The organism is Erythrobacter dokdonensis DSW-74, from assembly GCF_001677335.1.
GTDB lineage: Bacteria > Pseudomonadota > Alphaproteobacteria > Sphingomonadales > Sphingomonadaceae > Erythrobacter > Erythrobacter dokdonensis.
Map to the genome: position 1 here is coordinate 167718 of NZ_LZYB01000001.1, position 18670 is coordinate 186387.

Annotated in this window: 21 protein-coding genes; 9 read left to right on the forward strand and 12 right to left on the reverse strand. The window is 63.9% G+C overall.

Annotated features, from left to right (window positions below; all coding sequences use genetic code 11):
* The first annotated feature begins 59 nt into the window (after positions 1-59).
* Both I603_RS00850 and ndk read left to right on the forward strand, forming a co-directional pair.
* Complete coding sequence (locus I603_RS00850) at positions 60-569, forward strand: hypothetical protein (protein ID WP_068861934.1); 510 nt, start codon at positions 60-62, stop codon at positions 567-569.
* A 135-nt stretch (positions 570-704) separates the two neighbouring features.
* Complete coding sequence (gene ndk / locus I603_RS00855) at positions 705-1127, forward strand: nucleoside-diphosphate kinase (protein ID WP_068861935.1); 423 nt, start codon at positions 705-707, stop codon at positions 1125-1127.
* Positions 1128-1190: 63 nt separating this feature from the next.
* Here the strand turns inward: ndk and I603_RS00860 are convergent, their stop codons facing one another.
* The 3 genes from I603_RS00860 to purM are packed head-to-tail and all read right to left on the reverse strand — an operon-like array spanning position 1191 to position 4475.
* Positions 1191-2396, reverse strand: a complete 1206-nt coding sequence (locus I603_RS00860) for a sulfotransferase family protein (protein ID WP_068861936.1) — start codon at positions 2394-2396, stop codon at positions 1191-1193.
* Positions 2396-3361: a phosphoribosylglycinamide formyltransferase gene (gene purN / locus I603_RS00865; RefSeq protein WP_084439740.1), complete on the reverse strand. Its 966-nt coding sequence runs from the start codon at positions 3359-3361 to the stop codon at positions 2396-2398. The genes I603_RS00860 and purN overlap by 1 nt, the downstream gene beginning before the upstream one ends.
* Positions 3354-4475 carry a phosphoribosylformylglycinamidine cyclo-ligase gene (gene purM, locus I603_RS00870; RefSeq protein ID WP_068861937.1) on the reverse strand — a complete coding sequence of 374 codons (1122 nt, stop codon included), beginning with the start codon at positions 4473-4475 and terminating at the stop codon, positions 3354-3356. Before purM ends, purN begins: the two co-directional genes overlap by 8 nt.
* Positions 4476-4596: 121 nt before the next feature.
* Between purM and I603_RS00875 the strand changes: the two genes are divergently transcribed.
* The 4 genes from I603_RS00875 to I603_RS00890 are packed head-to-tail and all read left to right on the forward strand — an operon-like array spanning position 4597 to position 7657.
* A complete protein-coding gene (locus I603_RS00875) occupies positions 4597-5838 on the forward strand; it encodes a heavy-metal-associated domain-containing protein (protein WP_232305205.1) in 1242 nt (413 codons plus the stop codon).
* Positions 5839-5856: 18 nt separating this feature from the next.
* The gene (locus I603_RS00880; protein ID WP_068861939.1) at positions 5857-6516 is read left to right on the forward strand and encodes an HdaA/DnaA family protein; all 660 of its coding nucleotides are present in this window, start codon (positions 5857-5859) and stop codon (positions 6514-6516) included.
* Between the two features lie 47 nt (positions 6517-6563).
* Positions 6564-7295 carry a serine O-acetyltransferase EpsC gene (gene epsC, locus I603_RS00885; RefSeq protein WP_068861940.1) on the forward strand — a complete coding sequence of 244 codons (732 nt, stop codon included), beginning with the start codon at positions 6564-6566 and terminating at the stop codon, positions 7293-7295.
* Complete coding sequence (locus I603_RS00890; RefSeq protein WP_084439742.1) at positions 7292-7657, forward strand: DUF2794 domain-containing protein; 366 nt, start codon at positions 7292-7294, stop codon at positions 7655-7657. Before epsC ends, I603_RS00890 begins: the two co-directional genes overlap by 4 nt.
* A 66-nt stretch (positions 7658-7723) precedes the next feature.
* Here the strand turns inward: I603_RS00890 and I603_RS00895 are convergent, their stop codons facing one another.
* Entirely contained in the window at positions 7724-8653 is a 930-nt protein-coding gene (locus tag I603_RS00895) for an SDR family NAD(P)-dependent oxidoreductase (RefSeq protein WP_068861941.1), read from the reverse strand.
* Positions 8654-8788: 135 nt separating this feature from the next.
* Complete coding sequence (locus I603_RS00900) at positions 8789-9484, reverse strand: HAD-IA family hydrolase (protein WP_068861942.1); 696 nt, start codon at positions 9482-9484, stop codon at positions 8789-8791.
* A 76-nt stretch (positions 9485-9560) separates the two neighbouring features.
* On the opposite strand from I603_RS00900, the gene glmU reads away from it, so the two are divergent.
* The 3 genes from glmU to I603_RS00915 are packed head-to-tail and all read left to right on the forward strand — an operon-like array spanning position 9561 to position 11873.
* Positions 9561-10931 (forward strand): bifunctional UDP-N-acetylglucosamine diphosphorylase/glucosamine-1-phosphate N-acetyltransferase GlmU, encoded by a 1371-nt coding sequence (gene glmU / locus I603_RS00905; RefSeq protein ID WP_068861943.1) that lies wholly within the window; start codon positions 9561-9563, stop codon positions 10929-10931.
* 5 nt (positions 10932-10936) lie between these two features.
* The gene (locus tag I603_RS00910; RefSeq protein ID WP_068861944.1) at positions 10937-11599 is read left to right on the forward strand and encodes a hypothetical protein; all 663 of its coding nucleotides are present in this window, start codon (positions 10937-10939) and stop codon (positions 11597-11599) included.
* On the forward strand, positions 11589-11873 hold the full coding sequence (locus tag I603_RS00915; RefSeq protein ID WP_068861945.1) for an HNH endonuclease: 285 nt from the start codon (positions 11589-11591) through the stop codon (positions 11871-11873). The genes I603_RS00910 and I603_RS00915 overlap by 11 nt, the downstream gene beginning before the upstream one ends.
* Before the next feature lie 15 nt (positions 11874-11888).
* Here I603_RS00915 and I603_RS00920 read toward each other — a convergent pair whose 3' ends face one another.
* The 7 genes from I603_RS00920 to I603_RS00950 all read right to left on the reverse strand — a co-directional run bounded on the left by I603_RS00920 (position 11889) and on the right by I603_RS00950 (position 18663).
* Positions 11889-12128 carry a DUF1153 domain-containing protein gene (locus tag I603_RS00920; protein ID WP_068861946.1) on the reverse strand — a complete coding sequence of 80 codons (240 nt, stop codon included), beginning with the start codon at positions 12126-12128 and terminating at the stop codon, positions 11889-11891.
* A 244-nt stretch (positions 12129-12372) separates the two neighbouring features.
* On the reverse strand, positions 12373-14520 hold the full coding sequence (locus I603_RS00925; protein WP_068861947.1) for a prolyl oligopeptidase family serine peptidase: 2148 nt from the start codon (positions 14518-14520) through the stop codon (positions 12373-12375).
* Positions 14521-14648: 128 nt separating this feature from the next.
* The gene (locus tag I603_RS00930; RefSeq protein ID WP_068861948.1) at positions 14649-14906 is read right to left on the reverse strand and encodes an ATP synthase F1 subunit epsilon; all 258 of its coding nucleotides are present in this window, start codon (positions 14904-14906) and stop codon (positions 14649-14651) included.
* Positions 14907-14941: 35 nt separating this feature from the next.
* On the reverse strand, positions 14942-15676 hold the full coding sequence (locus I603_RS00935; RefSeq protein WP_068861949.1) for an FkbM family methyltransferase: 735 nt from the start codon (positions 15674-15676) through the stop codon (positions 14942-14944).
* A 90-nt stretch (positions 15677-15766) separates the two neighbouring features.
* The gene (atpD, locus tag I603_RS00940) at positions 15767-17224 is read right to left on the reverse strand and encodes a F0F1 ATP synthase subunit beta (RefSeq protein WP_068861950.1); all 1458 of its coding nucleotides are present in this window, start codon (positions 17222-17224) and stop codon (positions 15767-15769) included.
* Positions 17225-17260: 36 nt separating this feature from the next.
* Positions 17261-17794, reverse strand: a complete 534-nt coding sequence (locus I603_RS00945) for a hypothetical protein (protein WP_068861951.1) — start codon at positions 17792-17794, stop codon at positions 17261-17263.
* Positions 17794-18663 (reverse strand): F0F1 ATP synthase subunit gamma, encoded by an 870-nt coding sequence (locus I603_RS00950; RefSeq protein WP_068861952.1) that lies wholly within the window; start codon positions 18661-18663, stop codon positions 17794-17796. Before I603_RS00950 ends, I603_RS00945 begins: the two co-directional genes overlap by 1 nt.
* Positions 18664-18670: the final 7 nt, after the last annotated feature.

The window sequence follows — 18670 nt, forward strand, 5'->3', positions numbered from 1 at the left end:
GGTCTTGCCGCAGGACCGCCGATAGGAGATGTTGCGGCAGGAACAGGGAGGGGAACACTATGCGTAAGCTGGCACTGGTTCTGGCAAGCGGCGCGGCTCTGACGCTGGCGGCTTGCGGTTCGGAAACCTCGGGTGAATTCACCACCGAGGAAGGCAAGACTGCCGAATACACCATCGACAAGGACAGCGGCGAGACCTCGATGACAATCGAGAGCGAGAACGGCACTGCCACCTTGCGATCAGGCGCGGATGTCCCGGTCGACTTGCCGGAGGGCTTCAGCCTCTATCCCGGTGCGAAGGTCATCACCAATACGGTTGTAAACCAGCCGGACGGACAGGGGACGATGGTGATGTTCGAGACGGGGGACGCCGCTGACAGGGTCATCGCCCATTTCCGCAAGGAAGCGACGGATGCGGGATTCGCGATCCAGATCGATGCCAACATGAACGGCAGCCTGATGATCGCCGGAGAGCGCAAGAGCGACGGCTCGACCTTGTCGGTCACCGCCAGCGTCAATGAAGGCGACGCCACCACGGGACAACTGATCATCGGTAGCAAGAAGGGCTGAAGTCTGCCTTAAGCGCTCCTGCGGGACGGCCTTCGGGCTCGCCCGTTCGCACACGCTTGCCATTTTGCACCGCACCATCTACGGGGCGCGGCCAATATCCCCCTCTCATAAAAAGACGTTCACAGGAGCATTATCATGGCGGTCACCCGCACCTTTTCGATCATCAAGCCCGATGCCACCCGCCGCAACCTGACCGGCGCGGTCACGAAGATGCTGGAAGACGCCGGCCTGCGCGTCGTCGCTTCCAAGCGCATCCACATGACCCGCGAACAGGCCGAAGGCTTCTACGCGGTGCACAAGGACCGCCCCTTCTTCGGTGAGCTGGTCGAATTCATGATGAGCGAGCCGGTGGTGGTGCAGGTGCTCGAAGGCGAAGACGCCGTCGCCCGCAACCGCGAAGTGATGGGCGCGACCAACCCGGCCGACGCGGCGCCGGGAACGATCCGCAAGGAACTGGCGCTGTCGATCGGCGAGAACACCGTCCACGGTTCGGACAGCGAAGAAAACGCCGCGATCGAAATCGCCTTCTTCTTCAGCGACGAAGAAATCGTCGGCTGATTTTCCGGCTTTGACGCGATGCAAGGGGCCGTCCTGCGAGGGGCGGCCCTTTTGCTTTGCGCCTCACCTTACCTCGGAAAAGCGCGCCAATTGGGCGGCGTGTGCATGGTGGTGGCCATCCGCACTCGCGGCCATCGTCCTGCGCATGGCACCAAGAGCCTCGGACGACAAGGTCAGGCCGAGGTCGGTATAGCAGCGCCGCATGACGCCTTCCCAGTCGGCATTGAGATCGTCAAACGAGGCCCGCGCCACTGGACCCTTCCAGTTCGCGAGAGCTGCCGCGATCCGTTCTTCACGCAGCGAAATCTTGTGCCGCCAGCGTGCTTCGATGTCGTCGAGCTGGCAACTGTCAGACTGCACCGCCATCTGGTTGGCCGCGAGGCTGACCGCGCTCCTGAGCACCGCATCCCGATCGCGCAGGGCCAGCACCAGCCTTGCATCGGGGAAGAGGGAAAGGATCGTGTCAAGGTCCTCTGCAAAGGCGGGCACTTTCAGTACCCTCGGCTTGTCGGCAAGCCGGCGATGCGCCGCATCGGTCTGGAGCATGCGCCTGAATTCGCGGTAGATCGGCGCAGGATCGCGCGCCTCGCTCCATGCCGAGAATGACGGAATCTGCCACTGCGATTCGTAGATCGAATGGTGCAGCGCTGCCGAAATCCACGCCAGTTCCTCCTCGACTTCGGCCGGAGCCATGGGGTGGATCGATTGCATCCACGGATTGAGCAGGCCCAGCAGCGCCAGTTCGAGCGCGCTCTTGACCCGGTTCATTCCGAAGCGAGAGGGCACGGGATGATAGGCATCGCAGTAGCGGGTGTGCGAGAAAGCCGGATCGGCGGCGAGCAGCTTGTGGATCCGGGTGGTGCCGCTGCGCATGTGGCCGATGATGATAATCGGCGCGGCGAGCGGCGTTTCGAGTAACTCGGGTTTGTCCAGCCACAGCGCCCCGAAGGCGAGGCGGTTCTTCACCACCCGCGAAAGCTGGCCCCAGGCCATTGTGCGGCCCAGCGGAATCAGATCGGCCTCGGCTTCTATCGCTGTGACCATCCTTTCCAGCCGCTCGCGGAAATCGGCCACGTCTTCGGCGCTGCGCCCGCCATGCTCGGCGGCACCGGCGGTTGCACCGCGGGCCTTGGCCGCGAGTGACCACAATGCGTCCGGATCAAGGTCGGGCGGGGGCAACCATCCCCTGTCCCACGCCTTGCCCAGAAAATCGTTCGTTCGTTGTGCGAGCGCCCCGCGCGCCAGCAGATGGTCGCGTACCGGAGCCATCAGAATTCGTCCGCCGCGTCCATCAGCCTTGTGAGGCGCCTCGGCGCGACGTTGCGCCAGCTGCGCTGGAGCCATGCGGCGACCTCGTCCCAGTCGACGCCCGGGTGGTTGAGGATGATCCCCACCCACCCGCTTGCGCCGTAATATGCCGGCTTGAAGTAGATTTCCGGCTGGCTCTCGACGAGGTTGAGCAACTCGTCCATCCCGCCGGTGCGCGCCAACAGCGCGATATGCGGCGTCCCGTGATGCTGATCGGCAAAATAGGCAAAGAACTTGCCCGATTTCTCGCCGCCGACGCGGAAGCCGGGGCTGCCGTGGCTCTCACGCTCGTCGGTTTCGGGGAGGGCAAGCGCGAGTGCGCGCACACGCGCGAGCAGCGCGGCCGGATCACGCCAGCGCGACACATAGTCGGCCACGGCGCGCGGGTAGAGCTGATGTTCGGCAAAGCGCACCCGCTCGGCAAGACTGGCGGGCGTGTCATCGGGCGCAATGGCGACGCGGGCCTGCGCCAGCACTTCCCCTGCGTCGAGCTCCGGCGTGACCAGATGCACGCTCGCGCCCGCATGGCTGTCCCCCGCTTCGATAGCGCGGGCAAAAGTATCCAGTCCCTTGTACTTGGGCAGCAGCGAGGGATGGATGTTGAGCATCCGGCCTGCCCAGCGCTCCACGAAGCCGTCCGAAAGGATGCGCATATAGCCGGCCAGCACGATGTGATCCGCCCCCGCTTCCTGCACGGCGGTTTCCATCGCTGCGTCGTGATCCGCGCGGGTCAGGCCCTTGTGCGACAGTGCGAAGGTCGGGACGCCTTCCAGTTCGGCTAGCGCGAGACCGGGGGCGGCCGGATCATTGCTGGCCACCAGCACCACCTCGTAGGGGCTTGCATCCAACCGGCTGGCATAGAGCAGCGCGGCCATATTGGTGCCCGCGCCGGAAATGAGGATGGCGATGCGGGCCTTTTCAGCCAAGATGCGTCGCGCTCCAGTCGCTCTTGGCCGCCCATGTCTCGATGCTGCCGCGCACGGTGCAGCCCTTGTCGCCGCTCTCGATCCGGCCAACCGGAAAGACGTTTTCGCCCGCCGCTTGGAGGCGCTCGGTGACATCGGCGGCCTTGTCCGCCGCCACTGCCAGCACCATGCCCACGCCGCAATTGAAGGTGCGTGCCATTTCCTCGGGCTCGATATTCCCTTGCGCCTGCAGGAAAGCCATCAGCCGCGGCTGCGGCCACAGGTCGGCATCGACATGGGCATGGGTGCCGTCCGGCAGGATGCGCGGGATGTTTTCGAGCAGCCCGCCGCCGGTGATGTGGGCCAGCGCGTTGATGTGGCCTTCTCGGATCAGCGGCAGCAGGCTAGCCACGTAAATGCGGGTCGGCTCGATCAGCGCATCGATCAGCAATTGTTCCTGATCGAACAGGGCAGGGCGGTTCATCTTCCAGCCCTTGTCTTCCGCCAGCCTGCGCACCAGCGAATAACCGTTGGAATGGACGCCAGACGAGGCGAGGCCCAGCAGCACGTCGCCGGCCGCGACCTTGTCGCCCGTCAGCTGTTCGCCGCGCTCCACCGCGCCGACGCAGAAGCCTGCCAGGTCATAGTCACCGGCCGCATACATCCCCGGCATTTCCGCCGTCTCGCCGCCGATCAGCGCGCAGCCGGCCATCTTGCAGCCTTCCGCGATGCCCGCAATCACGCGTTCCGCAACGCCATTCTCCAGCTTGCCGGTCGCGAAATAGTCGAGGAAGAACAGCGGCTCGGCGCCCTGCACGATCAGGTCGTTGACGCACATCGCGACAAGATCGATGCCCACCGTGTCATGCCGGTCATGCTCTATCGCCAGCTTCAGCTTGGTGCCGACTCCGTCATTGGCGGCAACCAGCAGCGGATCGGTGTATCCGGCCGCCTTGGGGTCGAAAAAACCGCCGAACCCTCCCAGCTCGCTCGTCGCGCCGGCGCGCGCGGTGGCCTTCGCCAGCGGGGCGATGGCCTTGACCAGACGGTTGCCCGCATCGATCGAAACGCCGGCATCGGCATAGGTGTAGCCGGTCGCCTCAGGCGCGCCGCTCTGGTTTTTCCCCGTAGTCATGCACGCCGCTTTAGCCTTTCGCGCTTGGAATTCCACTCGCCATTGGGCAAAAGGCGCGCGATTTTCCCCGATGAGCGCGTCTCTTTCCCTTCCCCGCCATGATGCGGCCCTGTCCCGGGTGATGCTGCGCCAGTTGGGCGGCATCGCGCTGGCGTTGGCCCTTCTGGGCGGCGGCTATGCGCTGGTGGCGCAGGTCGCTGGCGAGCGCGGCATAGCGCCCACCGCGGCTAGCGCCGATATCGAGGTCCGGGGCATTGCGGTCGATGTCACCGCAAACAGCCCCGAGGAAGCCCGCGCCAAGGGCTGGCGCGAGGCGCAGCGCAAGGCGTGGGAGAAAATCAACGGCCCCAGGATTTCCGATAGCCAGCTCGACGGGCTTGTGTCGGCTGTTGTGATCCAGCGCGAAAGACTTGGCCCGCGGCGCTACATCGCGACGCTTGGCGTGATTTTCGATCGCCAGCGCGCCAGCGGTTATCTTGGCGGCGGGCAGCAGGCCGCACGCTCGGCCCCCATGCTGCTTATCCCCGTCGAAGTCAGCGGCGGGACCTACACCACCTTCGAACAGCGCAATGCCTGGCAGCGCGCCTGGGCCGAGTTCAATCCCGGCACCAGCCGGATCGACTATGTCCGTCCGAGCGGGGCAGGGGGCGATTCGCTGCTGGTCAATTTCGGCCAGACCGGACGGCACAGCCGCGCCTGGTGGCGCAGCACATTGGACCAGTATGGCGCGGCGGACGCCTTGATGGCCTTCGCGCGGCTCGACCACCAGTTTCCCGGCGGTCCGGTCAGCGCGACCTTTACCGCCCGCTATGGGCCCGACAGCCACGTGCTGGAGAGCTTTACCCTCAAGGCAGAAGGTCCGGACGAGGTTCCGGCAATGCTTGTGCGTGCGGTCGAGCGGATGGATGCGATCTTCATCGCGGCACTCGAAAGCGGAAAGCTCAGGCCCGATCCGACCCTTCGACTTGGCGGAGCGGGCGATATTGATCCTGCGATAGAGCGGCTTATCGCCATCGGCCGCGCCGTACGCGAGCGCGCGGCGGCCGAGGCTGCAGCTGCGGCTGCGGGCAATCTTCCAGGGACCGAAATACAGCCGGTCACCGGGGGCGATACGGCCGAGGCAGCGGTGCGTTCAATCGTGGTCCAGTTCGCCACTCCCGATGCGGGCGCCTTCGATGGCGCGCTTGGCGCGGTACGCTCAGTCGCCGGCGTACGCGGCCTTGGCGTGACCAGCACGGCGATCGGCGGTACCTCGGTCATGAGCGTCAGCTATGCCGGCACGCTGGAGGAACTCGCCGCGGCACTCGAAGGGCGGGGCTTTGCGGTGCGGCGGGGAGCGAACGCGCTCGCCATCAGCCGCTGAGGCACGGCGGAGCCGGGCATGAGCCGCAATTCCCCCTCGCAGATCGCTCTCCCGCTAGCGGTGCCATCCCCCTCCGGAGTACTCAGGATCGTTGTCGGCCATGCCAACGCCCATGTGATCGAGGCGCTCCAGTCGTCCGAGCGCTGGCCGTTCCATGTCGCTGTGCTGACCGGCCCGCCGCGTTCAGGCAAGTCCATGCTGGCGCGTTGGGCGCAGGGGCTGGCCGGGGCGGAACGGCTTGAGGTCATTGATGATGCGGAACATGTGGACGAGACCGAACTCTTCCACCGCTGGAACGCCGTGCAGCAGGGCGGGGTCAGGGAAGGCGGGGCGTTGCTGCTGGTCATCAATACCGATCGAGATCATGGTGGCCGGCGCATTGCGCTCCCCGACCTCGCCTCGCGCATCGGCGGATCGCTCCACCTTGAAATCGGCGCGCCCGACGATGCCATGGCTGCCGACCTGATCCATGCCCATGCCGAGGCACGCGGCCTGTCCTTGCCCGACGGCGCGACCGACTATCTCGTGCCGCGCACCACGCGCAGCTTTGCCGGGATCGAGGCGCTGGTGGCGACCATCGACCGCATCTCCCTTGAACGCCAGTCGCCTGCCACCATGTCAGTGTGGCGCGCAGCGCTCGAGGCGCTGCACGGGCCAGAGCAGCAGCGCCTGCTGTGACCCCGCACGAGTTGCATCGCGCGGCATTTGGTGGGATTTAGGGGACGATGTTCGAACGCCTGATCAGCTATCTGGACTCGGTGCGCGCGCGCGATCCTGCACCGCGTTCGCGCTGGGAAATCCTGCTTTATCCGGGCGTCTTGGCGTTGGGCTTCCATCGCGTCGCGCACTGGCTGTTCGAGGCGAAGCTCTATTTCCTCGCGCGTTTCGTGAACCACCTGTCGCGCCTGCTGACGGCGATAGACATTCATCCGGGCGCGCGGATCGGCAAGAACTTCTTCATCGACCACGGCTTCACCGTGATCGGAGAAACCGCCGAGATCGGAGACAATGTCACGATCTACCAATGTGTTACGCTGGGCGGCACCAATCCCACCAGCGGCAAGGGCGGCAAGCGGCATCCCACGCTGATGGACAATGTCATCATCGGCTCGGGAGCGCAGATCATCGGTCCGATCGTGGTCGGCGAGCGTGCGCGGGTGGGGGCCAATGCGGTCGTTACGGAGGACGTGCCTGCGGGTGCGACGATGGTCGGTTTGAAGGCCCGTTCGACTCTGGTTCCGGCCGATCAATGGCTGCGCGAATTCATTCCCTATGGCACGCCCTGCGATGATCCGCCCTGCGATGACGAGGGCCGCCCGCGGCGCGACTGCGTGGAAAAGCTCGAGGCTGAACTGGTCATGGTGAAGGCCGAACTGGCCGAGATGAAGGCGCTGCTGGCCGATCGCGCCGCAGCGGCGCAGGAAGAACTGCCGCTCAAGAGCGGGACGGAAGATTGAAGAATAGCGGACAGATCCCGGGAATTGCCGGGCAAGTTGTAGCCTTCCCGCGCGGCGGGGCGCAGCAGGTCGGGTTCGAGCGCGCGGAGCTGATGCGCATTCTCGATCTCTACGGGCGGATGGTCGCCGCCGGCGAATGGCGCGACTATGCCATGAGTTTCGACCGCAATGCCGCGACCTTCGCTGCCTTCCGCCGCGCTGCCGAACGCCCCCAGGCACGGCTGGAGAAGCGCCCCGCACTGCGCTCAAGGCAGGGCATGTGGACGCTCTTCGGCGAACACGGACAGGTCCTGAAGCGCGGCCACGACCTCGCGAATGTGCTGGCCCCGATGGAACGGCGGCTGCTCAAGGCGGTCGACTAGGCCCTACAAAAGCAAAGGCCCGCCCCCTTGCAGGGACGGGCCTCAGCCAGATCAAGGCAGATCTGCTTATCCTCGCGCACTCGAAGGGCCGGTGCCGGTGACCTTCTGCATCGCCTTGAGGATGTTGGCCGACTGCTCGCTGCCCGACTGCGGGGCGATGAGGTTGGTGAAGGAATTGATTTCCTCCCAGTGAGCGGCGAAGCCTTCGACGGTGCGCTCGCCTTCCGGCAGCCACACGGCATCGTTCATCACCGTCCACGAGGAGTGGTAACCGCCCGCACCCGCGCCGACGATGGCGTTGGTCGGTGCGTCTTCGCTGACCAGGAACAGCGCGGCTGGGACGACGTTTTCGGGCGCGAACAGCTTGAAGGCTTCTTCCGGGAAGAGGTCTTCGGTCATGCGGGTGCCGGCGACCGGCGAGAGCGTGTTGACGCGCACGTTATACTTCGCGCCTTCAAGCGCCAGCGTCTTGGTAAGGCCCGCCAGACCCAGCTTCGCCGCGCCGTAGTTCGCCTGGCCGAAATTGCCGAACAGGCCGGTCGAGGACGCCGTCATCAGGATGCGGCCATAGCCCTGCTCGCGGAAAGTTTCCCAGCACGCCTTGGTAGCGAAGGCCGAACCGGTGAGGTGCACCTTGACGACGAATTCGAAGTCGGCCGGCTCCATCTTGGCGAAGGTCTTGTCGCGCAGCACGCCCGCGTTGTTGATGAGAACATGGACGCCGCCCCACTTCTGCTTGGCGTCGGCGACCATCTTTTCCATCTGCTCGTATTCGGTGACCGACGCGCCATTGGCGATCGCCTCGCCGCCCATCGCCTCGATTTCGGCGACGACCTGCGCTGCCGCATCCGAGGTGCCGGTGCCGTCACGCGCGCCGCCAAGGTCATTGACGACAACCTTTGCACCGCGCCGCGCCAGTTCGAGCGCGTATGCCTTGCCCAGACCCCCGCCGGCGCCGGTGACGATGGCAACCTTGTCCTTGAAATCGATGCTCATGCGTGTCTCTCCTGTCTTCTCGAAGTGCGGGCATGGCTATGCTTTACGCCCGCGTAAACCCGATTGCGGGCGCTGCGTGGCACTTTCGGAAGCGGCTTGCAACAGTGGAACTGTAAGGCGCGGGATGCCGTAAGGTCAGTTGGCTGCGCCAAGCGCATTCAGGGCCGGAATCAGCCCCGCAAACGAATCGATCACCGCATCGGCACCCAATTCGTGCGGCGGGCGGTCGCAATAGCCATAGGCGGCCGCCACCACCGGAACCCCGGCCCCGCGCGCGGCGCGCACATCATAGGTCGAATCGCCGATGAACACGAAGAGCCCGTCACCGGTCGCCTCTCGCGCGGCCAGCACCGGTGCGGGGTGGGGCTTGGCGAGAAACTGGCCGTCCTCGCCCTTGCCCATCGAATCCCCCCCGATCACGGTTTCAAAGGCGTCGATCAGGTCGAGCTGGGTCAGCACATTGCGCGCGAAGGCTTCGAACTTGTTGGTGACCACCGCCATGCGCACGCCGCTGTCGGCCAGCGTCGCCAGCACCTCGCGCACGCCGGGGTAGGGAGCGGTGTGGACGGCGTTGTTCGCCTCGTAATAGCCGAGCATCGCCTTGTAGAGCCGCCGGAATTCGTCCTCCGGCAGGCCGCCTTGCGCCTCCACCGCGCGCGCCAGCATGATCTTGGCCCCGCCGCCGATCAGGTCTTTCGAGCTTTCGATCGACACCTCGCTGAACCCGCCCAGCACCAGCGCATGGTTCACCGCCGCGCCCAGATCGCGGAAGGTATCGAGCAGGGTGCCGTCAAGGTCGAAGCCGATCGCGTCGAAGGGAATGTCCGTCATGACCGGTGCGGTGCCGGATGCGACTTCATTCCGCAAGCAATTGCTGGCAAATGCGCCATGACCTACAGGGGCTCACATGGACCAGACCACACATTCGTTCGCCGCGATCATCCTAGCCGCCGGCAAGGGCACCCGCATGAAGAGCGACATGCACAAGGTGCTGCACAAAGTCGCGGGCCGGGCGATGCTCGAACATCTGATGGCGAGCGTTGCGGAATTGGGTCCGGAGCGGCTGGCGGTGGTGGTCGGGGCCGGACGCGAGCAGATCGAGGCGGCAGTCGGAGACAGGGCGCAGACCTGCCTGCAGGAACCCCAGCTCGGCACCGGGCACGCGGTGCAGCAGGCCGAGAGCGCGCTGGCGGGCTTTTCCGGGGACGTGCTGGTGCTTTATGGTGACGTGCCCTTCGTGAGGGCGGCGACTATGCGCGAAATGCTCGAGCGGCTCCATGGTGAGGACAGCCCGGCCGCGGTGGTGCTCGGTTTCGAGCCGGAGGATCCGCTCGCCTATGGACGGGTGATCGCGGATGATGACGGCCGCATCCTCAAGATGGTCGAATACAAGGACGCCGATGAGAGCGAGCGCGCCTGCCACTTGTGCAATTCGGGGCTGCTGGCCGCGCGCGCGGCTGACCTGTTCGCGCTGCTGGCGCGGGTCGGCAACGACAATGCACAGGGCGAATACTACCTGCCCGATATCGTCAATATCGCGATTGCCGACGGGAAGCCTTGCGCGGTGATCGTGGCTGACAGCGCCGACGAGGTGGCGGGGATCAACAGCCGCGCCGAACTCGCTGAGGCCGAAGCACGCTGGCAGTCCGCGCGGCGGCTCAGGGCGATGGACGAGGGCGCGACCCTGATCGCGCCCGAGACTGTGTTCTTCGCCTGGGATACCCAATTGGGCCGCGATGTCACCATCGAACCCAATGTCTTCTTCGGCCCTGGCGTGACCGTAGCCGACAATGTGCTGGTGCGCGCCAATAGCCATATCGAGGGAGCCAAACTGGCGAGCGGCGTCAAAGTCGGGCCGTTCGCCCGCCTGCGCCCCGGTACGGTGATGGAGGAAGATAGTTTCGTCGGCAATTTCGTCGAGGTGAAGAACGCGGTGCTGCACGAAGGCGCGAAGGCCAGCCACCTCACCTATCTCGGGGATGCCACCATCGGCGCGGGTGCGAATATCGGCGCGGGCACGATTACCTGCAATTACGACGGTTATTTCAAGTACAAGACCGTGATCGGCGAGCGCGCCTTCATCGGCTCCAACTCGGCGCTGGTCGCCCCCGTCACCATCGGCGCGGATGCCATCGTCGCGGCAGGCTCGACCGTCAGCCGCGATGTCGCTCCGGGGGAACTCAGAATGGTCCGAGCCGAGCAGTTGGTCAAACCCGGCTGGGCCGACCGCTTCCACGATGCGATGAAGAAGAAGAAAGAGGCGGCGAAGAAGGCATAGCGGCGATGCTGGTCCGGGACGTCACGCCGACCCTGATCGAGGTTGAGGGCAGGGCTGTCGCGCCCCGGTCGACTCAGGCTTATTTGGGGATCGTCACGCAGGTCTGGGCTCCGAAAAGGTGGGGCCCCTTTGTTCGCAAGCATTGGGATTACGGGCCCGAGCACGCTGTCGCGATCCTTGAGCTCGAGATCGAGGTGGACGATCAATCGGGCGAGGATTGCGCGCTGTTCCCGGTGCTGCGGATCATATTCAAGCCCGGTAGCTGGAAGGGATCGAGTTTCGCCGATCTTGCCGGCCAGACGTTTGTCGAAGGCGTGGACCCGGTCAAATTCGAAGCGCACTACGGCAATGATGCGCCGCACTTCGAGAACAACCGGGTGCAATTCCACGCCGGCGCTGAGCCGGGCCAATTGCAGCTGTATTGGCAGGCGCAATATCGCTGGTATCCGAATGACGCGCCTGAACCGTTTCGTTTCTCGGGACCTATCCGCATTCAGGGACTATGGCTCGATGTGATGCGCGATGAGGATGCCGCTCCGATCGTGGCTGCGGCTATGCCCGGCTTTGCGCTCCATTCGCTGGCGCCTCCGGTGATCACCGACGAGGATCGCACGGCCTTCGTGCCGAAGAAGTTCGCTCATTGGAGGGTCCACTGGTATGCCGCCTGACACCGAAGCAACCGCGCCGCTCACTTGCTGGCTGTGCGAGCGTCCGCTGGGCGAAATCGTCCAGTGGCATCACCCGGTGCCCAAGGCCAAGAAGGGCAAGGTGAAGGTGCCGGTGCACCCGATCTGCCACAAGACGATCCACGCCAACTTCACCAACAACGAACTGGCGCGGATCGGAGACGATACCGAAGTGATCCGCGCCAATCCCGCCATCGCCAAATTCGTCGCATGGATCGCGAACAAGCCCGCCGATTTCAACGCGCCGACGCGCTAGGGCCAGATCAGCGCATCACGCGTCCTGCATGCGCGCCGCCTCGCCGCCGCTGGCGATATAATCGGCTTCCCATTGTTCGAACTCGGTGCGGCTCAACAGGTAGCGCTGGCGCGCCTCGTGAAAGCTGATCGCCTGCTCGCGCACGGCGCGCACCACGTCATCCTTGCGGGCCTTCGACCAGTGGACGCGGTGATTGCGGGGCAGGCCGTAGCGCTTGATCGCTTCGGAGATCGAAATATCCCTTGGGTAAGCCATGTCGTCTCGTCCTTCATCGGTTGATCGCCCCCGATGGACCAAGTGTTGACGTGCAGGCTTAACCAGTGGCTGCAAAACAGGGTTAATTCCCGCTTCACAAACCGTTCCGTGCCGCGCGTGCGACGAAGCGAGCGCAAAGTGTCGGTCTGCTTTACAGGTATTTGCAGTTGGCCTTGTTATATAACGCAAAAAGGGCAGCTCCCTAGCCGGAGCTGCCCCTCTGCAACGCGACAAGGCGCGCTGTCTATTCGCCGCTGCGGTCGTCCATCAGCCGCTGCATCAGGTAAACGAACTGGAGCGCCTGCAGCTTGGCGCGCTGTTCGTTGTCGACCCCGCCGGAATGGCCTCCGGTGGTGTCCTCGAAGTAGTAATAAGGCTGGCCAAGCGCCTTGAGTTTTGCCGCCCCCTTGCGCGCGTGCGCCGGGTGGGTACGGTCGTCGGCGGTCGAGGCCCACAGGAACGGCGTGGGGTAATCCACACCTTCCACAATCTTCTGGTAGGGCGAATAACCCTCGATCCAGGCACGCTGTTCGGGAATGCGCGGGTCGCCATATTCGCCGATCCACGAAGCCCCGCGTCCGATCAGGTGATAGCGCAGCATGTCGAACAGCGGGATCTGCACGATTGCCGCGCCGAACAGGTCGGGTCGCTGGGTGAAGGCAGTGCCGACCAGCAGGCCGCCTTGCGAGCCGCCCTGAATGCCAAGATGCTGGGGTGAGGTGAAGCCACGCTTCACCAGGTCTTCACCCACCGCAATAAAATCATCCCAGGTGCGCTGCTTGTTTTCGCGGATTGCGGTCTGGTGCCACTGGGGGCCGAATTCGCCCCCGCCGCGCAGGTTCGCGAGCACATAGGCGCCACCTTTCTCAACCCACAGCTTGCCGGTCGGGCCGAGATAGCTAGGCAGGCTCGCAATCTGGAACCCGCCATAGCCGGTCATCAGAGCGGCTGTGGAGCCGTCCATGGTCATGCCCTTGGGCTTGACGATGAAGTAGGGGATCCTGGTCCCGTCCTTGCTGGTCGCCTCGTATTGCGCGACCTCCATGCCCTCGGGGTCGAAATAGGCGGGAGAGGTCTTGAGCACTGCGGGCGGTGTAGAGCCGTCGGTATAGTAGAGCGTGGTGGGATTGAGGAAATCGCTCACCGTGTACATGATCTCTTCGGTGGTGTCCGAGGAGGCCGCGATGCCGAGCGTCGCGTTGTCCGGCAAAGCCACCTCGCGGCTGCGCCAGGCGCCATCGTCGAAGCGGAATTCGAGCACCTTGCCCACGACATTGTCGAGCAGCGTGACAAACAGGCTGTCGCCAGTGATTGCGGCACCCTGCTTGGTCTGCCGTTCGCCGGGCGCCCAGACCAGCGTCTTCTTCGCGCCGTTGGGGTCGGCCTTCCACGCCTCCAGATCCATCGCGATGAGGCTGTCGGCGGGGAAAGTCTGGCCGTCTACCGTCCAGTCGACATCGGTCGAGACCAGCAGGTGGCCGTCGACGATCCCGTAGAGCCGGGCCTTCTTCGGAATGTCGAGCTGCAGCCACGCGCCGTCCTTCCAGACGTAGTAGAGGCTTTCATGGAAGCTGACCCCGCGATAGGCAGTCCGGGCATGAATCACGCCCTCATTGTCGCGCAGCAGGGTCGCGCTGGCCCATACGTCGCTCGCCTCGCCGCGGAACAATTCCTCGGCCTCGGCGATCGTCGTTCCGCGCTTCCAGACGCGGCTGGTGAAGGGATATTCACTTTCGGTCAGTGTGCCGGTGCCGAAATCGCGGCCGACCAGCAGAGTGTTCTCGTCGATCCAGACGATGCCGCCCTGGCTTTTCTCGTCGAGCACGAACCCGCCTTCCACGAACTGCTTTGTCGAAGTGTCGAATTCGCGCATGATGGTGGCGTCCTCGCCCCCGTCGGACAGCGCGATCATGCACTTGGTCATCGCCGGGGGCAGGCAGGTCGAGCCCTTGTAGACCCATTCCCGCCCTTCTGCCTTGGCCAGCGCGTCAATGTCGAGCACCACTTCCCACTGCGGATTGTCGGTGCGGTAGCTGGCAAGCGTGGTGCGGCGGAGCACCCCCTTGGGGTTATCCTTGTCCTGCCAGAAATTGTAGAGCCCGTCGGGACGGAAGCTGACAAAGGGGATGCGGTCCTGGCTGTCGAAGATTGCCAGTGCCTCGGTTTTCAGCTGCGCGAAACGAGGATCACTTTCGAGCGCGGCGAGGGTGCGTTCGTTTTCCTTGGCCACCCAGTCGAGCGCTTCCTTGGAGCGCGCTTCCTCAAGCCAGATGAAGGGGTCCTGTTCGGGGCCGGGAACACCATCGACAGGGGCTTGATCGGCGGCTGCCGCGCCGGTGGTTGCGGTGATCGTCATTGCGAGCGCCAGGGCAAGGGTTGAGACAAGTTTCACGCGTCCTCTCCTCAAGGATAATCTGGTGCCGTTGTGCCGAGCAAGCGACGGAAAGGAAAGAGGTGGAAACGAGAAAGGGCGAGCCTTTGGCCCGCCCTTGTCAGTCGTTCGTCGATTGGCCGGGGTTCTTACCCCTCGACGTGCTCTGCCAGCACGGTGAGGCCGTTTTCGTTGACCTCGGCAAAGCCGCCGCGCACCTGAATGATCTCGGGCGCTGCGTTGGCTGATGCGAAGACCTGGACGGCGCCATCGCGGATGGTGGACATGAAGGGCGCGTGGCCCTCGAGCACGCCGAATTCGCCCTCGGTGCCGGGGACGACCACCATGTGGACATCCTCAGAACGGACGAGCTTGGCGGGGGTGACGAGTTCGAAGTGGAGAGGCATTGATTTATCCGTTTTGAATTATGGCATGTCACTGTCTAATCGAGCCGCGCCATGACGCAGTCATACTCAAGCACCGCGCATTTTTCCGTGCGAGAAACCACGGAGAGATTCATCAGGCTGAAACCGAGATCGCGGCAGTAGCGCAGGGCTTCTATATAGTCTGGTTGCCCGGCATAAATCTGGGTGACAGAGATTTCCGTTTGCAGTCCAAGGATTCTCGGGAGCAGTGTCTTTGCCCCTTCGCATACCTCAATGTCGTAGCCTTGAGTGTCCATTTTCAAGAACAGCCGACGCTCTGGATCATTGAGCGGAGCGATTACGTCGATAAGAGAATCCAGCGTCTTTATCACTACCGATATTGTCGTTACGCGCTCAGGAATCGTTGAATGGGCAGGACTGAGAAACGAACTATACACAGAGTTCGGACCGCCGTCGCCTACGAGGTTGAACTCGCTCGTCCCCGCCGTCTGACCAAGAGCGAAATTGTGCACGTGCCAGTGTGGATCTGACGCTGCGGCTTGACTGAGCAGGTCGAAAATACCGGGGATCGGCTCGAACGAGTGGATCTCGCCGGTGTATCCGATGTCCCTGAGGCTCTCCGCATACTGACCACGATTGGCCCCTACATCGAGCACACAATCTATCTGCAGCTGTCGGAGTGTCTGGATCAGAAAGTCCTTGTCCAGAAAACGCTGAAGCTGCGATGCTTGCGGGATTGTTCTGCCGCTGGAAAGGTAATGAAGTCCGAGGCGTCGCACTGCATCCAGCATAAGATAACTCCTTTATGCCCTTTACAGGCAGATGCATGCCACATCAGACGTCGCTGGCTCCAACTAACACCGAGCTACGACGACCTCCTATCAAGCCTCTTCGGCCATCTTCTTGGCCTTCTCGACCACCTGGTCGATCCCGCCGACCATGTAGAAGGCCTGTTCCGGCAGATGGTCATATTCGCCGTCGACCACCGCCTTGAAGCTCTTCACGGTATCTTCGAGCTGCACGAAGCAGCCCGGGATGCCGGTGAAGACTTCCGCGACGTGGAAGGGCTGCGACAGGAACTTCTGCAGCTTGCGCGCGCGGGCGACGATCAGCTTGTCCTCTTCGGACAGCTCGTCCATTCCGAGGATCGCGATGATGTCCTGCAGGCTCTTGTACTTCTGCAGGGTTTCCTGAACGCGGCGGGCGGTTTCGTAGTGCTCGGCACCGACGACGCGCGGTTCGAGAACGCGGCTGGTCGAATCGAGCGGGTCGACCGCGGGATAAATGCCGAGTTCGGAAATCGCGCGGCTCAGCGTGGTGGTCGCGTCAAGGTGCGCGAAGGAGGTCGCAGGCGCCGGGTCGGTCAAGTCGTCCGCGGGCACGTAGATCGCCTGGACCGAGGTGATCGAGCCCTTGGTGGTCGAGGTGATGCGCTCCTGCAGCTTGCCCATGTCGGTCGCGAGGGTCGGCTGGTAGCCCACCGCCGAAGGAATACGGCCGAGCAGGGCCGACACTTCGGACCCCGCCTGCGTGAAGCGGAAGATGTTGTCGACGAAGAACAGCACGTCCTGGCCTTCGACGTCGCGGAAATATTCCGCCATGGTCAGGCCCGACAGAGCGACGCGTGCGCGGGCGCCCGGAGGCTCGTTCATCTGGCCGAACACCAGTGCCACCTTGGAGCCTTCCGAGGTCGCATTGCCATCGGCATCCTTGGCGATAACGCCCGCGTCGAGGAATTCGTGGTAGAGGTCATTGCCCTCGCGGGTGCGCTCACCCACGCCCGCGAACACCGACACGCCGCCGTGGCCCTTGGCGATGTTGTTGATGAGTTCCTGGATCAGCACGGTCTTGCCGACGCCCGCGCCGCCGAACAGGCCGATCTTGCCGCCCTTGGCGTAAGGCGCGAGAAGGTCGATCACCTTGATGCCGGTAACGAGGATCGCCGCTTCGGTCGACTGGTCGACGAAGGCCGGCGCATCGGCGTGGATCGGGGCGGTGCTTTCCGCGCCGATCGGGCCACGTTCGTCAATCGCCTCGCCGACGACGTTCATGATGCGCCCCAGAACCTTGGGGCCAACCGGCACCGAGATCTGCGCGCCGGTGTTGACCACTTCGGCGCCGCGCACGAGGCCTTCGGTCGCATCCATCGCGATGGTGCGCACGGTGTTCTCGCCGAGGTGCTGGGCGACTTCGAGCACCAGCGTCTTGTCGCCGTTGCGGGTTTCGAGCGCGGTGAGGATCGCGGGCAGTTCGCCTTCGAACTGCACGTCGACGACCGCGCCGATCACTTGGCTGATGGTGCCGTTGGTGGTCTGGTTGAGTACGGGTGCGGTTGCCATTTTTGTTCCTTCTGGAAACGGTAGTTTCTTTACTGCTTAAAAAAGTGCGAGGATTTCGATTTGGTCTGCTGCTTGTGAGCTTTGCCAGATCAGAACAGTGTAGTTTCTGTCTTGGGTCTCGAAACCGAATGCGGCACCCGGCGCGTTGCGCCCCGTGACTTGTTCAAGGCTTCCAAGTCGGCCGCTTTTCGCGCTCAGCGTTGCAGCGATCGAAGCCATGGAAGCCTCAAGATGCTGTGATTGATTGCCGATTTGACCCACGGTCTTTAGATGACATGACCTATCAGAAACACCCAGAAAGACTGGTTCTGCGCCAGCTACCGGTCTAAGTAGCCAAGCGGTCGAAGCGGTCTCTCCGAATACCTTTTTCCGGCCCTCTCCATCAAGAGTCATGGCGAGAGAGGGGGCGTTCGCAAGCGCGTCAGATATTGCCTGTCCATCGCCCTGCATGACAAGGCAATGCGTCACGAACATCTCGGACGCAAAGTTGTCGGACGTTATTTCTGCGCCAAGCGGCTGATTGACCATCGCCAATAGCGCAAAGGCAGAGATGGCGGATAGGCGCTTCATCAAAGCGCCTCCGCGCCCGCAATAATTTCAATCAGTTCCGTCGTGATCGCGGCCTGGCGGCTGCGGTTGTACTGGATCGTCAGCTTCTGGATCAGCTCGCCCGCGTTGCGCGTGGCGTTGTCCATCGCGGTCATCGAGGCGCCCTGTTCGGAAGCCTCGCGTTCGAGCAGGGCGCCGAACAGCTGGGTGCGCACGTAGCGCGGCAGCAGTTCCTCGAGGATTTCCTCCTCGCCCGGTTCATATTGCACCACCGCGTCCCCGCTGGCCGCTTCGGCAGGCGCCGGGACAGGGATGAGCTGGGTGACGGTCGGCTCCTGCGCCAGCGCCGACTTGAAGGTCGGGTAGATCAGGTGCGCGACATCGAACTGGCCGGCGTCGAACATCGCGATCAGTTCGTTCGCGATGGCTTCGGCCTCAGTGAAGCCCGGCGTCTTGACCGTGCTGGTGTCGAAGCCTTCGCCGATCAGGTTCGGGAACTCGCGCTTCAGCGGCGCGCGGCCCTTCTTGCCGACGAGGTAGAATTCGACCTGCTTGCCAGCGGCTTGCAATTCGCGCGCCTTGGCCTTGGCGGCCTTGACGAGGTTCGAGTTGAGACCGCCGCACAGGCCCTTGTCGGTGTTGACCACAACAAGGAGGTTGCGCTGGTCCGAGCCGGTGCCCGCCAGCAGGCGGGGCGCAGCCGAGCCCGAAACCTTGCCCGCGAGGCTGGCCATCACCGCGCTCAGACGGGTCGCATAGGGCCGCGCTGCTTCCGCCGCGCTCTGGGCGCGGCGCAGCTTGGCCGCCGCGACCATCTGCTTGGCCTTGGTGATCTTCTGGGTCGACTTGACCGAGTTGATCCGGCCCTTGAGTTCCTTGAGTGAGGGCACGTCAGGG